This window comes from Stenotrophomonas sp. AR029, assembly GCF_047520695.2.
Lineage (GTDB): Bacteria > Pseudomonadota > Gammaproteobacteria > Xanthomonadales > Xanthomonadaceae > Stenotrophomonas > Stenotrophomonas sepilia.
On sequence record NZ_JAXBQQ020000001.1, the window covers coordinates 875,401 to 894,111 of the forward strand.

The window sequence follows — 18,711 nt, forward strand, 5'->3', positions numbered from 1 at the left end:
AAGCTGTTAACCCGCGACATCGGCGGCCGCCCCCCCTCCGGCACGTCCCCGTCCCCTGCCGCGTTCCCCATCGGTGCTGGCCGCCTGGCCGTGCATCGCCCCGTTTCCCGTTCCGGCCGCGGCTGGAGGAAAGTGCTTTGATCATCAAAATCGTCATTGCAGCGCTGTTCGTAGCCTGCGTGCTGTACATCCACTTCCGTGGCAAGGTCCGCGCGCGCTGGTCGCGCCAGCTGCTGGACCACTCCAGTTTCATGGCCCCGATCAACGTGGTCATGTACATGTTCTCGAAGGTGCCGACCACGCCGTTCCTGGACCCGGGCAAGGAGTTCCCGCAGCTGGAGCCGCTGCGCCAGAACTGGCAGATGATCCGCGACGAGGCGCTGGCGCTGCGCGACGCGCAGAAGATCGCCGCCTCCAGCACGTTCAACGATGCCGGCTTCAATTCGTTCTTCCGCCGAGGCTGGAAGCGCTTCTACCTGAAGTGGTACGGCCCGTCGCACCCGTCGGCGAAGACGCTGTGCCCGAAGACCACGGCGCTGATCGAGTCGATCCCGGATGTGCGTGCGGCGATGTTCGCGCAGCTGCCGCCGGGCAGCGAGCTGCGCCCGCACCGCGACCCGTTCGCCGGCTCGCTGCGCCTGCACCTGGGCCTGAGCACGCCCAACGACGATGCCTGCTACATCGAAGTGGACGGCATCAAGAAGAGCTGGCGCGACGGCGAGTGGATGATGTTCGACGAGACCTACATCCACCATGCACACAACGAGACGCAGCAGGACCGCGTGATCCTGTTCTGCGACATCGCCCGCCCGCTGCGCTTCGGCCTGCCCGGGCTGTTCAACCGCGCGGTGGCGGCCACGCTGCTGGCCGGCGGCGCCTCGCCGAACCTGCCGGGCGACCCGACCGGTGGCGTCAACAAGGCATTCGGCAGCGTCTACAAGGTGCGCCTGAAGGCCAAGGCACTGCGCGAGCGCAGCGTGGTGGCCTACCAGCTGATCAAGTGGGGCCTGGTGGTGGCGGTGATCGCCGGTATCTGGGCGCTTTGATCGTTACATGAGGTTGCCGGCCAGCGGCCGGCACTACCGGAACATGAAAAAACCCGCGCTGTCGCCAGCGCGGGTTTTTCTTTTGCCTTGGTGGGTGCCGACCGTTGGTCGGCACGCCTTACTTCAATGCAGCCTGCACGAACGGCGGGGTCACCAGCACGCCGGTGTGCAGCGCGGCGGTGTAGTACAGGGTGTTGAAGGTCTTGGCGGCCGAGTCGGCCTGGCGGAAGTCGAAGCTGCTGTCGCCCTTGCGCGCCATGGTCACGCTCCACCAGCCGGTGGGGTAGCACGGCTGCGGGAACGGCAGGGTCTTGAACGAACCGAAGCCGGCCTTGCCCATCTCGGTGCGCATTTCGTTGATCAGCTCCAGCTGCATCAGCGGCGACTCGGACTGCTGCACCAGGATGCCGTCGTCCTTCAGGGCCTTGAAGCAGCTCTCGTAGAAGGCCTTGTTGAACAGGCCTTCGCCCGGGCCGACCGGGTCGGTCGAGTCCACGATCACCACGTCCACGCTGCCCGCCGGGCAGTTGGCCATGTAGGCCACGCCGTCGTCGAACAGCAGCTCGGCGCGGGCGTCGTCGTTGGAGTCGCACAGTTCCGGGAAGTGCTTGCGCGCCATCACGGTGACCTGCTCGTCGATATCGCACTGGGTCACGCTCTCAACGCTGGTGTGCTTGAGCACTTCGCGCAGGGTGCCGCAGTCGCCGCCACCGATGATCACCACGCGCTTGGGCGCGGCGTGGGTGAACAGCACCGGGTGGCTGATCATCTCGTGGTAGAAGAAGTTGTCCTTGCTGGTCAGCATGATGGCCCCGTCGATGGTCATCAGGTTGCCCCAGTCGGTGGTCTGGAAGATCTCGATCTTCTGGAACGGCGACTGCACCTCGTCCAGCTTGCCGGTGATGCGGTAGCCGATGGCCGAGCCGGTGCGCTCGAAGTGTTCGATGTACCAGTTGTTGCTGTCAGTCATTGGAAAACGGTCCTGTTCGGAGGGGTGGAGCCGGGCTGGCGGGCGGGGCCGCGTGGCACAGATGCCACATCCGGACGGATCGGCCCGTTCAGGTTGGAACCTGTCACGGGCGCGGGCGCGCATGATAACGAACCTGTGGGCACATAGGCGTTATCATGCCCCCCCTTTTATTGCCAACAAGGCCGACTGAAATGACCGATTGGTCCCTCGACCAAGCCCGCAAGACCTACTCGATCCCGCATTGGGCGGACGGTTACTTCGACGTGGATCAGGCCGGGCACATGGTGGTGAGACCGACCGGGGCGGACGGCCCGGTGGTGTCGCTGCCCAAGGTGGTCGATGCGGCGCGCGCGGCGGGCGCCAAGCTGCCGCTGCTGGTGCGCTTCCCGGACATCCTCGGCCAGCGGCTGGGCAAGCTGCAGGCGGCCTTCGCCCAGGCCCAGCAGGACTGGGAGTACAGCGGCGGCTACACCGCCGTGTACCCGATCAAGGTCAACCAGACCCGCGGCGTGGCCGGCACCCTGGCCAGCCACCACGGCGAGGGCTTCGGCCTGGAAGCGGGCAGCAAGCCCGAGCTGATGGCCGTGCTGGCGCTGTCGCGCCCGGGCGGGCTGATCGTCTGCAACGGCTACAAGGACCGCGAGTACATCCGCCTGGCCCTGATCGGCCGCAAGCTGGGCCTGCAGACCTTCATAGTCATCGAGAAGCCGTCCGAGCTGAAGCTGGTGCTGGAAGAGTCCAAGGCGCTGGACGTGAAGCCGGGCCTGGGCGTGCGCATGCGCCTGGCCTCGCTGGGCGCCGGCAAGTGGCAGAACAGCGGTGGCGACAAGGCCAAGTTCGGCCTGTCGCCGCGCCAGCTGCTGGACCTGTGGAAGTCGCTGCGTGACACCGAGTACGCCGACTGCCTGAACCTGCTGCACTTCCACATGGGCTCGCAGATCTCCAACGTGCGCGACATCGCCAACGGCATGCGCGAAGCCACCCGCTACTTCGTGGAGCTGTCGCGCCTGGGCGCGAAGATCACCCACGTCGACGTGGGCGGTGGCCTGGGCGTGGATTATGAAGGCACCCGTTCGCGCAGCTTCTGCTCGATCAACTACGGCCTGCATTCCTACGCCAGCAACATCGTGCAGCCGCTGGCCAATGCCTGCGAAGAGTTCGGCCTGACCCCACCGCGCATCGTCACCGAGTGCGGCCGTGCGATGACCGCACACCACGCGGTGCTGATCGCCAATGTGTCGGAAGTGGAAGAGGCGCAGGAAGGCCGCGTGCCGGACCAGCACGACGACGAGCCGGCGGCGATCCGCCACCTGCGCGAGATCCATGACGAGCTGGACGTGCGCCCGGCGGTGGAACTGTTCCAGGAAGCCCAGCATTTCCATGCCGAAGGCCTGGCCAGCTACGCGCTGGGCCAGATCGACCTGCCGCAGCGTGCGCGCATCGACGATCTGTTCTACGCCATCGCCCACGGCGTGCGTGCGCGCCTGAGCTATGACGAGAAGAGCCATCGCCCGGTGCTGGACGAACTGAACGAGCGCCTGGTCGACAAGTACTTCGTCAACTTCAGCGTGTTCGAATCGATCCCGGACGTGTGGGCGATCGACCAGGTGTTCCCGATCGTGCCGATCGAGCGCCTGGACGAGACCCCGGACCGCCGCGGCATCATCGCTGACATGACCTGCGACTCGGATGGCATGGTGGAAACCTATGTCGAGAACGAGAGCCTGGACAGCTCGCTGCCGCTGCACAAGATGAAGCCGGGCGAGAGCTACCGCATCGGCTTCTTCATGGTCGGCGCGTACCAGGAAATCCTGGGCGACATCCATAACCTGTTCGGCGATACCGACGCGGTGGAAGTGCTGGCCGATGCCGATGGCTATGCCATTACCCAGCAGCGCCGCGGCGACACCACCGACGTGATGCTGGATTACGTGGGTTACCGCTTGGACGAACTGCGGGCGACCTATGCGCAGCGCGTGGCTGCAGCGCAGCTGTCGCCGGAACGCGCGCAGGAACTGTCGGACGCGCTGGAAGCCGGCCTGACCGGTTATACCTACCTCTCCGACGAGCCGTTGGTCTGAGGTAAACGGGAATGCCGGGCATAGGCCCGGCGCTACCGGCCCCGATGAGCGCGCGCGCGATCTTCCACCTGTTCCTGCATGCCGCCGTGCCAGCGTTGCTGGCATGGTTGTTCTGGCGCAAGCGCTTCGCCTCGGCGTGGTTGTTGATGCTGCTGGGCTGGATCATCGACCTGGACCATCTGCTGGCCGACCCGATCTATGCACCGAACCGCTGCAGCATTGGTTTCCATCCGCTGCACACCGCACCGGCCATTGCGGTCTATGCCGGGCTGTGCGTGCCGAAGAAAACGCGGTTGTTCGGCATCGGTCTGATCATCCACATCGTGCTGGACGCAATTGATTGCTGGTGGATGCACCACCGTTGATGCTTGCTGCGTGTCGACCAAGGTCGACACCTACGGGAGCACGGCGACCGGCCGGATTGACGCTCGGTAGAGCCGGCCGCTGGCCGGCTTCCGCAGGGAATTCCCGGTGCCTACGTGGTTGCCGGCCAGCGGCCGGCACTACCCACCGTCAGGTTGGTCGCTTCACGCCACCGGCAACCACAACGTCGCGCGCAGGCCCGGCTGGACATTCTCCAGCGCCACGCGTCCGCCATAACTGGCGGCGATATCGCCCACGATCGCCAACCCCAATCCACTGCTGCCCACGCGCTCATCCAGCCGCACGCCACGCTGGGTGACCCGTTCCAGCGCGTCTGCAGCCAGGCCGGGGCCGTCGTCGCGGACCCCAATGCGCAACTGGCCGTCGTCGGCCTCCGCGCTGACCTGGACCTGCCGTTGTGCCCAGCGCCCGGCATTGTCCAGCAGGTTGCCCAGCATCTCCTCCAGATCCGCGCTGGCACCGGCGAACTGCAGCGTCGGGTCGATGCCCGCCGCCGTGAACGCGATGCCACGTTCGCCATGCACGCGTGCCATCAGCCGGCACATCGCCTGTGCGACGGCCGCCACGTCGGTGCGCTGGCGATGGTCGGCGGCCAGTCCTGCAGCCAGGTAACGGTCGACACTGGCCTGCATGCGCGCACTCTGCTCGCGCACGGTGGCCCGCCAGTCCGCGCCATCGCCGTCAGCTTCGGTGGCCAGCACGCTCAGCGGGGTTTTCATCGCATGCGCCAGATCCTGTGCACTGGTGCGCGCACGCGCGACCATGCGTTGCTGGTGGTCCAGCAGTGCATTGAGTTCTTCCCCCAGCGGTGCGACCTCCGCGCCCAGTTCCTGCGTGTCGATGCGCAGCACATCACCGCGGCGTACCCGTTCCAGCTGCGCACCGAGGCGATGCAGTGGGCGCAGGCCGAAGTGCACCTGGCTGGACAGCACCGCCAGCCACGCCGCAACCAGTACGCCCAGGGCGATGGCGGTGCGGTTGCGGAACGCGGCAACATCCGCATCCAGTGTGCTGCGATCGGTGGCGACCACGGCTACGAACGGTTCGCTGGCGCGTGGCAGGCGCACCTGCTGCACGCGTGCGCGCAGGGATTGCTGCAGCGGCCCGGCCAGGTTGCGGGTGGCGGGCCCGGCAACCGGCGCCGGCAGGGTTTCATCCCACAGCGAGCGCGACTGCAGCAACACGCGGCCATCGGCCCCGGCGATCTGCCAGTAGGCACCGGAGAACACGCGCTGGAAGCGTGCGTCATTGGGTTCCTGGCGCAGGCGCAGCTGTCCGTCCGCATCCACTTCGGCCTGCGCCAGCAGGGTCAGCATGTCCTGCTGCAGTTCGTGGTCGAGGCGGTCACGCGCACTGCGCTTGAACAGCTCGCCCAGCAGCGCGCTGGCCAGCAGCGAGACCAGCAGCAGGCCGACGCCGCCGGCCAGCAGCAGGCGCCGTCGCAGCGATGGTTGCCGGCTCACGGCGCGGCCAGCCGCCAGCCCTGGCCGCGCACGGTCTGGATCAGGTCGATGCCGAGCTTGCGGCGCACGCGTCCGAGCAGCACGTCCAGTGCGTTGGAGTCTGGGTCGTGGCCACCGTCGAACACCTGTTCGCCGAGGCGATCACGGCCGATCACCTGGCCGCTGTGATGGATGAAGTAGCTGAGCAGCCGGAACTCCTGCGGACTGAGCGGCAACGGCTTGCCGTCCAGCTCGAAACGACCGACGTTGACGTCCAGCTGCAGCGGGCCGCAGTGCAGGCGGGGGCTTGCGTGGCCGTGGCTGCGGCGGATCAAGGCGCGCAGCCGCAGCACCAGTTCGTCGGCCTGGAACGGTTTGGTCAGGTAGTCGTCGGCACCGGCATCGAAGCCAGCCAGCTTGTCGTGCCAGCGCCCGCGCGCGGTCAGCACCAGCACCGGAAAGCTGCGGCCATTGCCGCGCCAGCGCTCGATCACGCTCAGTCCATCCAGTCCGGGCAGGCCGAGGTCGACGATGGCGGCCTGCAGGTCCTCGATCTGGCCGATCTCCTCGGCCTGGCGACCGTCGGCGACCACCGCCACCACATAGCCGGCCTGTTCCAGCAGGGGCACCAGGCGCTGTGCCAGTGCGGCATCGTCTTCGGCCAACAGGATGCGCATCAGTCGTCGAGCTCCGTCTTCAGCAGCTTTCCGCTGCGCGCATCATAGTCCAGCTCCACCACCACGCCGTCGCCGCGCAGGATCTCTACTTCGTAGACGCCGTCGTCCAGCTCCACTTCCAGCAGCTGGCCGGGGTAGCGCTTGAGTGCATCGCGCACCACGCTTTCCAGCGGCACGTAGCGGCCCTGCTGCACGGCGCGACGCGCGACCTGCTGCGCCGGGTCCTGCAGGGGCGCGGCGGCGGTCGGGGCGTTGGCCAGGGCCAGCAGCAGGGGCAGGGTGGTGAGCATGCGGGTACGGAAGGAAAGAGGGGAACAGGCGCGAGTGTGGCGGGGATGACTAACAGCCGGCTAACAGCCACGGCTAAGGCGCTGTTAACCGAGGCATGCATCGTGGCGTTGCCGGGATGGTCCGGCCACGAACAGGAGAACCCCCATGTTGAAGTCGCTCACCCTCGCCACTGTTGCCCTGCTTGCCGTCGCGCCGGCCGTACAGGCCGCGCCGCTGGGCATGGCCCAGGTTGAACAGACCCTGCGCAAGGCCGGCTACACCCAGATCCACGAGATCGAACGCGATGATGGCCTGTGGGAGGCTGACGTGAGCCGCGCCGATGGCCGCTTCAGCGAGGTCTACGTGGACCCGAAGACCGGCGAGATCTTCGACGAGCACAGCGGCCGCGCGCTGCTGACTACCGAGCAGGTGCTGGCACGGGCGCAGTCGCATGGCCTGCGCGAGATCCATTCGCTGGAACGCGATGGTGCGACCTGGTCGCTGGAAGCCCGCAATGCCCGCAACCAGAAGGTAGAGGTGCGCCTGAGCGGCTATGACGGCCGCATCCTGCACAGCGAGCGCGATGGCTGGCTGGATTGATTCGCGTGCCGGTAGGTGCCGGCCGCTGGCCGGCTCACGGGGAGAAAGCGTGTCGACCAAGGTCGACACCTACCGGGCATAGGTACCGGTAGATGCCGGCCGCTGGCCGGCACACGGGGAGAAAGCGTGCCGACCAAGGTCGACATCTACCAAGCGTACGCAGCGATAGCGGCCACCTGGGTCGGCCCGGGCCCGGCGCGGAGCTTACCAGCCGTACGGCGGCGGGTAGTCCCAATAGCCCGGGCCGCGGCCGTAATAGCCGCCATACGGACCGAAGAAGCCCGGTCCCTTGCCTTCGCTCACGTGGATGTTGACGTTGACCCCGTGGGTCTTGCCCTCATCGGTGGTGTAGTTCTTGCTCAGGTTCAGCGTGGCCGCGTTGTAGTGGCTGTTGCCACCGTTCTTGGAATAGCCGATGCCGGTGGTGAAACTGCCGGACACCTTGACCTTGTCGTCGGTGACGTCGGCGATCTTCGCGTCGTCGTGCACGCGCGGGCCGCTCTTGTCACCGTAATAGGTGCCGGGCGGGTCCTGCTGCAGGGCCGGGTCGTTGAGATAGCGCATCGGCGCCTGCGGCAGCGTCAGGTCCAGGCCGGCAGCCTGCGGCGCGGTGGCGCCGGCGGCGGACTGGGCCAGCACGGTTCCCGGCAGGGCCAGGCACAGCAGCAGGGTCAGGGGGCGGATCATGACGGCGCTCCAGCGAACAGGTGGCCACGCAACACGCGGCGGTACAGGCCGACGCTAGCAGGGGTTGCTTGAATGATGCCTGTCGGCCCCGGATTGGGGTAGAGCCGGCCACGGCCGGCTGCAGGTCACAACCGCCCGAACCCGAACAGCCCTTCCAGCGCATGCCTGCGCCGCTCGATCCGGGCGCGCAGCAGTTGGGCGCCGATCATCGAATAGGTGATGCCGTTGCCGCCGTAGGCCATGGCGAAATGGACCCGCGGCCCCCACTGCGCGTGCGGGCCGAAGAAGGGCAGGCCGTCGGCGGTTTCGGCGAAGGTGCCGGCCCAGGAAAAGGCGGGCACCGGGTCCAGCCGCGGGAACCAGTGCAGCAGCTGATCCATCAGCTTTTCGGCCTTGCGCTGCACGCGCCGGTCGCGCCGCGCCGGGATATCGATGGCGTCATCCAGCCCACCCACCAGCAGGCGGCGGTCGCCGGTGGCGCGCAGGTACAGGTACGGGCGTGCGCTCTCCCACACCATCGTGCGCTGCAGCCGGCCCAGCGTGCCTGCATCGATCGGGTCGGTGATGAAGGCGTAGCTGCTGCGGTTGCGCGCGACCCGCTGTTCAAGCCAACGCTGGTTGGCGTAGCCCATGGCCAGGACCACGTGGCGGGCACGGACCGTGGCGCCGGCCTCGGTCATCGCCGTTGCGCCCTGCGCGCCAGGCTTGAGCGTGTGCAGCACGGTGCGGTCGTGCACATGGCCGCCGCGACGGCGCACGCGTTTAAGCAGGCCGTAGGTGAGGCAGTAGGGATCGACCCGCGCCGCCTGGCGGGTCAGCAGGGCGCCGCCGGCATCCACGTCGAAGCGTTCGCGCAGGGCTTCGCGGTCCAGCCAACGCGCGTCCAGTCCAATATCACGGCGTGCAGCTCCTTCGGCCATCAGGCGCGGCACGTCGCGCCGCCGGCTGGCCAGGTACAGGCTGTCCATCTGCCGGAAGTCCACCTCCTTCAGCCCGCGTGCCACTTCAGCCAGCGCCGGGATCGCGTCGGCACAGGCAAGGTAGGCCAGGGCGGCGGCATCCTTGCCATAGCGCTCGGCCAGTTCCAGCAGATGGGTATCGATCTCATACTGCAACAGCGCGGTGCTGGCCGCCGTGCTGCCCCAGCCGATGTCGCGCTGCTCGATCACCGCCACCTCGTGGCCGTGGGCGGACAGTTCGTCGGCGATCAGCGCACCGGTGATGCCGCCACCGACCACCAGCACGTCGCAGCGCAGATCCTGCTCCAGTGGGGGAAAGGCCTGCAGCAGTCCGTTGCGCACTGCCCACCAGGGGTAGCCACTTTTCAGGTCCATGCGTGGTCGTGCTCAGGCGGTGGGGTGGCCGGTATGCGGGGTCTGGATCAGTTCGGACAGATCGAAGCCCTGCAGGCGGGCCGCGGCCAGATAATGGTCCTGCACGGTCGCGTCCAGGCGTGGCTCGCGCGCCAGCAGCCACAGGTACTTGCGATCCGGGCTGCCGACCAGCGAGACGCTGTAGTCCGGGGCGACCTGGATCACCCAATAGTCGCCCTTGGCGAACGGCAGCCAGCGCAGGCCCTTGGGCAGGAAACTGACCTCCAGGCGCGCGCTGTCGTTGTCGACGGCGCAGGCCTCGCCGGTGGCCTCTTCGATCTCGCCGTCCATGCGGCAGCGGTTGGTGACGCCGACATTGCCGTTGTCGAGCAGGGTGTAGTGCGCCGACACATCGGTGCAGCCTTCCGGCTCGTGGCGCATCGGTAGGCGCGCGATCTCGTACCAGGTGCCCAGGTAGCGCGGCAGCTTGAGGTCGGCGACGGTCTTCAGCGGCGGGTGCTCGGTCATCGGTCATCGTGGCAGGGGCGGGCCTCCACGATGCCGATGGGCTCGCCATGGGCGGGTGAAGCCGGGGCGATGGCCGTGTCCAGAACGATCCGTCGCCGCTGCGACGTGCCTGTTGTCACCGGCATGGCGGTATCCTGCCGCCAGCGCCGTGTTTTCCTGATCCAACCAAGGTGGAGGTGCCGATGTACCAGGTGATCCTGTTGAAGAGTGAATCCGCGTTCGCACGCGAACAGTGGCCGCAGGTCGATGATCTGGTCGACTACGAGGGCGTCAGCTACAGCCTGCGAGCCGGCCCGCGCCAGCCACTGCCGACCGACCACGAGTGGCACCCGGTGGCGGTATATGCGCCCGATGAGATCACCGAGGAAGAGTTCCAGGACTGGTACGCGCTGCAGCAGCCGACCGTGGAAGAGCTGCGCCTCAAGTACTGATACTGCTGCGCGTCCCCCATCCGTCCTTTACCGCCTCTGCCGTATAGTCGCGCGCAGGCGCGGTGGTCCGCGCGAACCGGTGTGGCTGCGTGTCTTCTTTCCTGCGATCGATCCGTGCACGAGGGCCCTGGTGGGCCCTGCTGCTGTGCACTGCCTTCCTGCTGTCCGCGCCGGTGCTGGCGCAGGAGGAGGACCCCACGCCCAAGCAACAGCTGGCGGACATCGATTCGCGGTTGAAGGATGTCGAGCGCAAACGTGGCGATGCGGAAGCCACCGAGACGCTGGCGATGCTGTCCGAGAATGCCTCGCAGGCACGGCGTGACGCCGAGGCACTGGAAAAGGCACTGCAGCCCCAGCTGGATCGCATCAACGAGCAGCTGGCGCAGCTGGGGACGCCTGCCGAGGGCACCACGGAGCCGCCGGAGCTGGCAGCGCAGCGACGGGCCATAACCAGGCAGCGCGACGCCCTGGCCGCGTCGGTGGCCCAGGCCAAGGCCAGTGCCGTGCGTGCACAGCAGCTGGCGGCGGACATCGAGCAGCAGCGCACCGCACAACGTACGGAAGAACTGGGCCAGAAGGTCGCCTCGCCGCTGTCGCCTGCGTTGTGGAGCAAGGTGGCCGAGCGCCTGCCGATCGATATCGCGCGCGTTGCGCCGTTGGCCGAGCAGGGGCGTGACGCGCTGGTGGCCGGCATCCGCACCCATGGCTGGGGCACGCCGTTGCTGGGCCTGCTGGCCGCGCTGGTGATGATGTTCCCGCTGCGGTTGTGGCTGCGCAGGCTGGGGCGGCAGTTCGCCGCGTCCGAGCGCGCGCCTGATGGACGACTGCGCCGGTCTGGCCTGGCGATGTGGCTGCTGCTGGTGGGCACGCTGCTGCCCGGTTATGCCGTGGTGGTACTGATGGCGGCGCTGGATGCGATCGATGCCATCGCGCCGCGCTTGCAGGTCGTGGCCGACGGCCTGGAGACCGCCACCTTCCGTGCGGCGTTCATTGCCGCGCTCAGCGCCTGCCTGCTGGTGCCCAAGCGCCCGTCATGGCGGCTGTTGAACCTGGACGACACCGCCGCGCTGAAGCTGCGCAAATATGCCTGGGGTGCGGCGGCGCTGGCCTGGCTGAGCACGGTGCTGGTGGCCCTCGACCAGGCTACGCGCACCAGCGACGTCACCACGGTGGCGTTGGACGGCCTGATTGCCCTGACCTACCTCGGCCTGATCATGGCCATGCTGGTGACCCTGGCGCGCCTGCATCGCCGGCAGACCGCCGAGGCCGAGGCCAAGCTGGAAGCACAGGCCGATGGCGTGGGGGCAACCACGCCCGTGCGCCGCAGCAGCTGGCTGGTGCTGGCCCGGGTAGCGGGCAATATCGCGGTGGTGGCGGCCATCGTTGCCACGTTGCTGGGCTACCTGAATTTCGCCAAGTTCGTGAACCAGCAGCTGATCGGCGGCAGCATCGTCGTGCTGGCCGCAACCCTGCTGTTCAAGTTCGTCGATGACCTGAGCACCTGGATGCTCAACGCCGACAGCAAGGTCGGCCAGACCATCCTGCTCAGCACCGGCCTGAGCGTATCGCGGCTGGAACAGGCGGGCGTGCTGCTGTCGGCGGCGTTGCGCACCATCGTCGTACTGATCGCGCTGCTGGCGCTGGTGGCACCGTTCGGCAACATCGGCGCGGTGGTGGAGCGCTTCTCTTCGCTGTTCACCTCTGGATTCGACATTGGCGGAACCAAGCTGGAGCCGGTGCGCATCGTGCTGGCGGTGCTGGTGCTGCTGGCTGGCCTGGCCGTTACCCAGCTGGTACAGCGCTGGCTGACCGACACCTACCTGCCCAAGACCGAGCTGGATCTGGGCGCGCGCAATTCGGTGAGTACCGTTGCCCGCTATGTGGGCATCATCATCGCGGTGATCTGGGCGCTGTCGGCGATGGGCCTGCAGCTGAGCAAGCTGGCATTGCTGGTCAGCGCGCTGTCGGTGGGTATCGGTTTCGGCCTGCAGGTGATCACCCAGAACTTTGTTTCCGGCCTGATCCTGCTGGCCGAGCGGCCGGTGAAGATCGGCGACTGGGTGAAGCTGGGCGACCAGGAGGGCGACATCCGCCGCATCAGCCTGCGGTCGACCGAGATCCAGGTGGGCGACAAGTCGACGTTGATCGTGCCCAACTCCGAGCTGGTCACCAAGACCGTGCGCAACATGACGATGGGCAACAACCAGGGCCGCATCCAGATCCAGTTCGCGGTGCCGCCCAGCACGGATGTCGGCAATCTGCGGCAGGCGCTGCTGGATGCGTACACCGCGCACACCAACGTGCTGAAACAGCCGGCACCGACGGTCTACATCGACAGCATTGCCGGTGGCCAGATCACCATCAACAGCTTCGCTTACGTGGCCAGCCCGCGGCAGGTGTACGCCACCCGCAGCGACCTGTACTTCAGCCTGTTGCAGATCCTGGCCGAGCGGAACATTCCGCTGTCGACCCCGACCGACATCCACATCATCCGCGATCCGCAGGAGTAGGGGTTTCTTTGCAGGGCTGCGCCCTGCACCCGCTACAAGCCGGAGCTACGGCAACGGCAACGACAAAAGCTGGTTTCCTGTGGGATGGCGGGGTGGGTCCGGTTGCGGGGGCCGCTGCAGGTACCCCTCCGGGGCCCGGCCCAGCCGCTGGCGGCTGCGCGTTCGGGCGGTTGCGAAGCAGTGCTTCGCAAGCGAAGCGCCCTCACCCATGTAAGCTCGGTCGCCGCATCCATGCGGCTCACGCCCCCGCAACCGGACCCACCCCGCCTTCGACAGTTTTCCGCGATCTTTTGGAATTGCTTTTGGGGTCAGATCCGTTTTCCTCCGGAAAACGGATCTGACCCCAGATTGATTTCGATATCTCACAAAAGTGTCGACCAAGGTCTGCACCTACCGACAGCCGCAGGACTCTGTCAGAGGTGGGGCGGTGTCGGAGTGCGGGGTGTCAGCCGCATGGATGCGGCTGCCAAGCCTCCAGGGACGGATTTACGGCGTCCCCGCACTCCGACACCGCCCCGCCCAACCACGGAATGCACGCTGTTGCTGTTGCCGTTGCTCCGGTTTGTAGCGGGTGCAGGGCGCAGCCCTGCAAATAGGCCTACCCCCGCGGTCGGCTGCGCGAGGGCACCAGTGCGAACGTATCCACCGCCAGCTTCTCGGCGTGGTTCAACCACGCGCGGATCTCCAGATCGTCCACTTCGTGATCCAGCCCGAACGACACGTTGATCTTGCCGTTGGCATCGGGCTGCACCCACTGCTGGGCCAGTACCACCTTGCGCTGCGAGGACACCGCTTCGATCCAGAAACCGCGGTCCGGGCGCGTGCTCGCCACCAGTTGCAGCATGTACTGGCCGGCACGCGTACGGCGTCCCTTCTGGGTGATCATGTGTGCCTGGCGCACGCTTGGGCGCGGGCCCTGGAGCGTATCCAGCGGTGCATCCACCGCGATGCCACCGCGCAGGTCGTTGTCGCGGTACAGCTTGAAGCCGTTGTCGCGGTTGACGAGCAGGGCGCACCAGTCACCATCGGCCGAGCCGTCCTCGAACGCGGTGCAACGGTCGACGTAGGCCAGGGTGTTGTCCGGGTTGGCATCATCGAACTGGCGCGAGGTGTTTTCCAGGTACACCGACTTCAAGCCCCACTCCTTGTCGTACTCCAGCAGCACCGGCGGCTGCACGTGCTGCAGGCCAACGACCACCTGGTCATCGCCATCGATCTTCAGTTCGCGGGTCGGCTGGCCCAGCCACAGCGAACGGGCGAAGGCCAGGTACTGCGGGTAGTCGCGGCCATCATCGCGCCGCGCGGCCACGCTGGCACTGGGCGCGCGCTGCGGGTCGATCAGCGAGCGGCCAAAGCCCATCGTCTTCAGGTTCGGGTCCAGCAGGCTGAGCAGGGTCGCACCGGAATCCAGGGTGGTGCCAGCGTCGGCACTGAGCTGCTGCGGGGCAATGCCGTCGCCGAGGAACAGCAGCAGGTTCTCGCGCTTCTGCTTGGCCAGCACGTGGCTGAGGTCGTTGGGCATCGCCAGGTGGTCGGAGGCGATCACGATCAGCGTGTCCTTCCCATACGGGCTGGCCTGGATACGCTCGACCAGCTGTGAGATCAGGCGGTCGGTGCACTTGAGTGCATTGAGCAGGCCGATGTTGCCGTACCCGCTCCGGTAGCGCTCGCCCTTGCACGACACCGGCAGGTGGCCCGCCGGGTGGTGGGTGTCCATGGTCAGCGTGGTCAGCATGAACGGTGAACCGGCGCGTGAGAGCTGCTCGAAGCGCTGGTAGGCGGTGTCCAGCAGCACGTCGTCGTGCACGCCCCAGGCCGAGTAGTGGATGCGGCCGATCTTCTTCTGCTGCTTGAACCATGCCAGGTCATGCACTTCGTCAAAGCCATGGCTGGCCAGGAACTGGCCCTTGCCGGCGAACTGGCCGTTGGCGCCGCCCAGGTAATGGTTGGTGTAGCCCTGCTGCTTCAGGTAGTCGCCCAGGCACACCGCCTTGGGCAGGAAACTGCCCATGCGGTCCATGCTGTTCTCGTCGCCCTGCGAGGTGGTCAGCGGCACGCCACACATTGACGACACCAGGCCGGCGATGGTCCAACCGCTGCCTTCGGCCGAGGCCAGGCCACGTACGTCCAGCGACTCGGATGCCAGGCGGTTGAGGTTGGGCATCAGGCCGGGAAACACGGCCTCGTCCAGATAGGTGCGTTCCAGGCTCTCGCCGTAGATCCATACGATGTTGCGCGGGCGCTGCAACGGCTGCGTCGGCACCTGGTACTCGGGGGCGATGCGGGCGAAATCGACCGGGCGCAGCTGCTGGTAGAGGCGTTGGCCGTCACGGGCCAGCGGGCTGATCAGGATCGTGGCCACCCACACGGTCGCGAAACCGGCGAACAGCGCACCACCGTGGCCGGGCCGGCGCCAGCGTTTCACCCGCGTGGCAAACAGTGGCAGCAGCGAGACCAGCGCCAGCACGATGAAGCCGGCGATGTAGCCCTTGAAGTCGGAGACACCAGCGCCTTCCATGTCGGCGCCGAGGTGATAGAGCGTGGCGGCGTTGAGCCCATCACCGGACAGTTTGTCGATCAGCCACCACGTGCTGAGCATCAGCAACAGCAGCGAGAATGCACCGGCCTTCCACCACACCCACTTGTCGGACGCGAGGAACAGCCAGCACAGCAGCAACAACGACAGCAGCAGTATCCAGAGCATAGGCAGCTTCGGCAGTGACGGGGTGGTGGCGATGGACGTCGTACCGACGCGTGTCCATCCGACCGGCGCTGCTGCAAGCACATCCACATGACAGGCCGATGACCCGATAGTGCATGCACGAAGCTGACTGAAATGTTTGTTGAAAGGACGCGCGTGCAATCACGCCGCGAAGGTAAAACGAGCGTGAAAGGCTTCGTTGGATTGCATTAAAAACCGCATGAATACGCGGCTTTTCGCCAATGCATCAGCGGTGCCCGCGTTCCTCGCGCGCCCGCGCGCGACGATCGAACAGCAATGCACTGGTAACGATGCCCAGCCCCAGCACCACGCCGATCAGCAGCAGTATCAGTGCGATCAGGGGATAGCCGAACAGGTGCCAGCCGGTGTCGATCTTCATCATCATTGCCGCAGCCATGATCAACGCGGCGCTGATGATGCCGGCCGCCACGCGGTTGGCGATCTTCTGCAGGTTCTCCATCAATCGCGATTCTTCCAGCCCGGTCACCTTCATCTGCAGGCGGTTCTCGGCCAGCAGCGCCATGATGTCCGACAGCTTGCGCGGCCCATCGCGCAGCAGCTGCTGCAGCTCCATCGCCTCGCTGGCGATGTTGGCCGCCGACAGGGATTTCTTCAGGCGCGCGCGCATCACGTGCTGCAGCTGGCGCTCGACGATGCGGCGCGTGTCCAGCTCCGGTGCCAGCAGCCGGCACACGGTTTCCAGGTTGAGCAGGGCCTTGCCCAGCAGGCTCAGTTCCGGCGGCGTGCGCAGGCCGCAGGCGGTGGCGATGCGCACCATGTCCAGCACCACGCGGCCTTCCGAGAAGCTGCCACTGGCGGCGTAGCGCGCGATCAGCTGGCCGGTCTCACGCAGGTAGCGCTCTTCGTCGAAGGCCTCCAGCCGCGTGCTGATGCTGATCAGATCGTCGGCCACCTCTTCGCCGCGGCCATCGACGGCGGCGAACAGGATCTTCAGCAGCCGCTCGCGCAGGCGCGGCGGCATGTGCGCGACCATGCCCAGGTCGAAGATCGCCAGCCGGCCATCGGGCATCACCCGCAGGTTGCCCGGGTGCGGGTCGGCATGGATCTCGCCATGCACGAAGATCTGGTCCAGATAGCCGCGGATGAGCGCCGCTGCCAGCGGATCCATGTCCTGCTCGGTGCGGCGCACGCCAGAGATCGCATCCACGCGCACGCCGGTGGCGAGCTCCATGGTCAGCACGCGCTGGCTGCTGTAGTCCCAGATCGGCTGCGGCACCCACAGGCGGCGGAAGGGCCGCAGATGCCGTCCGAAGCGGGCCAGATTCTCGGCCTCGGCGTGGTAGTCCAGCTCCTGCATCAGGGTCTTGGCGAACTCGTTGAGCCAATCGCGCAGGCGCACGCGGCGGCCCACCTGGGTCAGGTGATCGGCGGCCAGCGCAAAGCTGCGCAGCGCTTCCAGGTCCGAGCGCAGCTGCGCGGCCACCTCAGGCTTCTGCACTTTCACCGCCACCTGGCGGCCATCATGCAGCACCGCGCGATGCACCTGCGCGATCGACGCACAGCCCAACGGCTCGGGATCGAACGAGGCAAACAGCTTGCTAACCCCCACGCCCAGCTCCTGCTCGATGATGGCGTGGATGCGCTCGACCGGGATCGGCGCCACCTTTTCCTGCATGCGTTCCAGGGCGGTGGCGAACTCCACCGGTACCATGTCCGGGCGGGTGGACAGCATCTGGCCCAGCTTGACGAAGGTCGGCCCCAAGGCCTCCAGGTCACTGACGAACTGCTCCGGGTTGCCATCGGCGGGCACGTCGGCCTGGTTGCTGGCGACGTCCAGGTTCATGCCCGAGAAAACGCCCGAATGGCGGTAGCGCATCAGCAGGCGCAGGATCTGGCTGCGCCGGTTCATGCCTTTGACCAGCGGGGGATTGCCATTGGCGGTGGGCGGATTGCTCAAGCGGAACTCCCATGCGGCAAGGACGGTAGTGCCGGGCGCTGGCCGGCAATGTCCGGATTCGGCAGTGTCGCCGGGGGAAGGTGGGCATGCGGTGAACCCCGCGGCTATCGCGGAGACCGGCGGATCGGTCAGAATCGGCGCATTCCCTCTCTTGGACGCCCCATGGCCGGTGCCAGCCTGTTCGCCCTGCTCGACGATATCGCCTCCCTGCTCGACGATGTCTCGGTGCTGACCAAGGTCGCCGCGAAGAAGACCGCCGGTGTGCTGGGCGACGATCTGGCGCTGAACGCGCAGCAGGTGACCGGGGTCAACGCCAACCGCGAGCTGCCAGTGGTGTGGGCGGTGGCCAAGGGCTCGCTGGTCAACAAGGTGATCCTGGTGCCGGCGGCCCTGGCGATCAGTGCGTTGGAAGCCTGGCTGCGCAGCCGCGGCTGGAACGTGCCGCTGATCGTGCCGCTGATGATGATCGGCGGTGCCTTCCTGTGCTTCGAAGGCGTGGAGAAGCTGGCGCACCGCTTCCTGCATTCCTCCGACGACGATGCCGAGCGCCAGGCCGAACGCCGCAAGGCGCTGGCTGACGCGCAGGTGGACATGGTCGCGTGGGAGAAGGACAAGGTGAAGGGCGCGATCCGCACCGACTTCATCCTTTCGGCCGAGATCATCGTGCTCACCCTGGGCGTGGTCGCCACTGCGTCGTTCACCAACCAGATCCTCACGCTGAGCGTGGTCGCACTGGCGATGACCGTGTTCGTCTACGGACTGGTGGCGGGCATCGTCAAGCTCGATGACGTTGGGCTGTACCTGTCGCGCAAGGGCGGTGCCATTGCCGCCTTCGGTCGCGGGCTGGTGGCGTCGGCGCCGTGGCTGATGAAGTTCCTGTCGGTGGCCGGCACCATCGCCATGTTCCTGGTCGGCGGCGGCATCCTGGTGCACAACGTGCCGGCCCTGCACCACGCGGTGCAGGCGCTGGGCGGCGAAGGGCAGTGGGGCTGGCTGATCAGTGCTGCGGCCAACATGGTGGTCGGCATCATCGCCGGCGCCATCGTGCTGGCAGCGGTGACCGGGTTGCAGAAGCTGCGCGGTAAATAAGCCCGTAGACCCTCGGGGTCAGATCCCTTTTCCCGTTGGAAAA

The 18,711-nt window shown here is 66.9% G+C and carries 15 protein-coding genes and 1 pseudogene; 7 read left to right on the forward strand and 9 right to left on the reverse strand.

Going from position 1 to position 18,711, the window contains the following annotated elements; all coding sequences use genetic code 11:
* Window positions 1-140 precede the first annotated feature (140 nt).
* The gene (locus ACM0PB_RS04145) at window positions 141-1,046 is read left to right on the forward strand and encodes an aspartyl/asparaginyl beta-hydroxylase domain-containing protein (RefSeq protein ID WP_032954620.1); all 906 of its coding nucleotides are present in this window, start codon (window positions 141-143) and stop codon (window positions 1,044-1,046) included.
* Window positions 1,047-1,164: 118 nt separating this feature from the next.
* On the opposite strand, the gene speE is transcribed toward ACM0PB_RS04145, so the two are convergent.
* Entirely contained in the window at window positions 1,165-2,016 is an 852-nt protein-coding gene (gene speE / locus ACM0PB_RS04150) for a polyamine aminopropyltransferase (RefSeq protein WP_005419974.1), read from the reverse strand.
* Window positions 2,017-2,207: 191 nt separating this feature from the next.
* Between speE and speA the strand changes: the two genes are divergently transcribed.
* Both speA and ACM0PB_RS04160 read left to right on the forward strand, forming a co-directional pair.
* A complete protein-coding gene (gene speA / locus ACM0PB_RS04155) occupies window positions 2,208-4,097 on the forward strand; it encodes an arginine decarboxylase (protein WP_061480252.1) in 1,890 nt (629 codons plus the stop codon).
* Between the two features lie 44 nt (window positions 4,098-4,141).
* A complete protein-coding gene (locus ACM0PB_RS04160; protein ID WP_005411369.1) occupies window positions 4,142-4,462 on the forward strand; it encodes a DUF6122 family protein in 321 nt (106 codons plus the stop codon).
* A gap of 162 nt (window positions 4,463-4,624) precedes the next feature.
* Here the strand turns inward: ACM0PB_RS04160 and ACM0PB_RS04165 are convergent, their stop codons facing one another.
* From ACM0PB_RS04165 to ACM0PB_RS04175, 3 genes are read right to left on the reverse strand one after another with little or no spacing between them, the layout of a single operon-like run.
* Window positions 4,625-5,944 carry a sensor histidine kinase gene (locus ACM0PB_RS04165; protein WP_414604381.1) on the reverse strand — a complete coding sequence of 440 codons (1,320 nt, stop codon included), beginning with the start codon at window positions 5,942-5,944 and terminating at the stop codon, window positions 4,625-4,627.
* The gene (locus ACM0PB_RS04170; RefSeq protein ID WP_262090105.1) at window positions 5,941-6,600 is read right to left on the reverse strand and encodes a response regulator transcription factor; all 660 of its coding nucleotides are present in this window, start codon (window positions 6,598-6,600) and stop codon (window positions 5,941-5,943) included. Before ACM0PB_RS04170 ends, ACM0PB_RS04165 begins: the two co-directional genes overlap by 4 nt.
* Entirely contained in the window at window positions 6,600-6,890 is a 291-nt protein-coding gene (locus ACM0PB_RS04175; RefSeq protein WP_049415131.1) for a PepSY domain-containing protein, read from the reverse strand. Before ACM0PB_RS04175 ends, ACM0PB_RS04170 begins: the two co-directional genes overlap by 1 nt.
* A gap of 145 nt (window positions 6,891-7,035) precedes the next feature.
* On the opposite strand from ACM0PB_RS04175, the gene ACM0PB_RS04180 reads away from it, so the two are divergent.
* A complete protein-coding gene (locus ACM0PB_RS04180) occupies window positions 7,036-7,470 on the forward strand; it encodes a PepSY domain-containing protein (RefSeq protein WP_065178854.1) in 435 nt (144 codons plus the stop codon).
* Window positions 7,471-7,674: 204 nt separating this feature from the next.
* Here ACM0PB_RS04180 and ACM0PB_RS04185 read toward each other — a convergent pair whose 3' ends face one another.
* The 3 genes from ACM0PB_RS04185 to ACM0PB_RS04195 form a co-directional block, all read right to left on the reverse strand.
* Window positions 7,675-8,157, reverse strand: a complete 483-nt coding sequence (locus ACM0PB_RS04185) for a hypothetical protein (RefSeq protein WP_019661543.1) — start codon at window positions 8,155-8,157, stop codon at window positions 7,675-7,677.
* 125 nt (window positions 8,158-8,282) lie between these two features.
* Window positions 8,283-9,491, reverse strand: a complete 1,209-nt coding sequence (locus ACM0PB_RS04190) for an NAD(P)/FAD-dependent oxidoreductase (RefSeq protein ID WP_139727875.1) — start codon at window positions 9,489-9,491, stop codon at window positions 8,283-8,285.
* 12 nt (window positions 9,492-9,503) lie between these two features.
* Window positions 9,504-9,998 carry a lipocalin family protein gene (locus ACM0PB_RS04195; RefSeq protein ID WP_005419954.1) on the reverse strand — a complete coding sequence of 165 codons (495 nt, stop codon included), beginning with the start codon at window positions 9,996-9,998 and terminating at the stop codon, window positions 9,504-9,506.
* Between the two features lie 182 nt (window positions 9,999-10,180).
* Here ACM0PB_RS04195 and ACM0PB_RS04200 point away from each other — a divergent pair, with 182 nt between their 5' ends.
* Window positions 10,181-10,429: a hypothetical protein gene (locus ACM0PB_RS04200; protein WP_005419952.1), complete on the forward strand. Its 249-nt coding sequence runs from the start codon at window positions 10,181-10,183 to the stop codon at window positions 10,427-10,429.
* An 89-nt stretch (window positions 10,430-10,518) separates the two neighbouring features.
* The gene (locus ACM0PB_RS04205) at window positions 10,519-12,939 is read left to right on the forward strand and encodes a DUF3772 domain-containing protein (protein WP_065186534.1); all 2,421 of its coding nucleotides are present in this window, start codon (window positions 10,519-10,521) and stop codon (window positions 12,937-12,939) included.
* Between the two features lie 598 nt (window positions 12,940-13,537).
* Here the strand turns inward: ACM0PB_RS04205 and ACM0PB_RS04210 are convergent.
* Both ACM0PB_RS04210 and ACM0PB_RS04215 read right to left on the reverse strand, forming a co-directional pair.
* Window positions 13,538-15,643 carry a phosphoglycerol transferase I gene (locus tag ACM0PB_RS04210; protein WP_065186533.1) on the reverse strand — a complete coding sequence of 702 codons (2,106 nt, stop codon included), beginning with the start codon at window positions 15,641-15,643 and terminating at the stop codon, window positions 13,538-13,540.
* A 244-nt stretch (window positions 15,644-15,887) separates the two neighbouring features.
* A pseudogene (locus ACM0PB_RS04215) lies at window positions 15,888-17,534 on the reverse strand (ABC1 kinase family protein); the annotation flags it as partial.
* 207 nt (window positions 17,535-17,741) lie between these two features.
* Here ACM0PB_RS04215 and ACM0PB_RS04220 point away from each other — a divergent pair.
* The gene (locus tag ACM0PB_RS04220) at window positions 17,742-18,668 is read left to right on the forward strand and encodes a DUF808 domain-containing protein (RefSeq protein WP_138952235.1); all 927 of its coding nucleotides are present in this window, start codon (window positions 17,742-17,744) and stop codon (window positions 18,666-18,668) included.
* The last annotated feature ends 43 nt before the right edge of the window (window positions 18,669-18,711 follow it).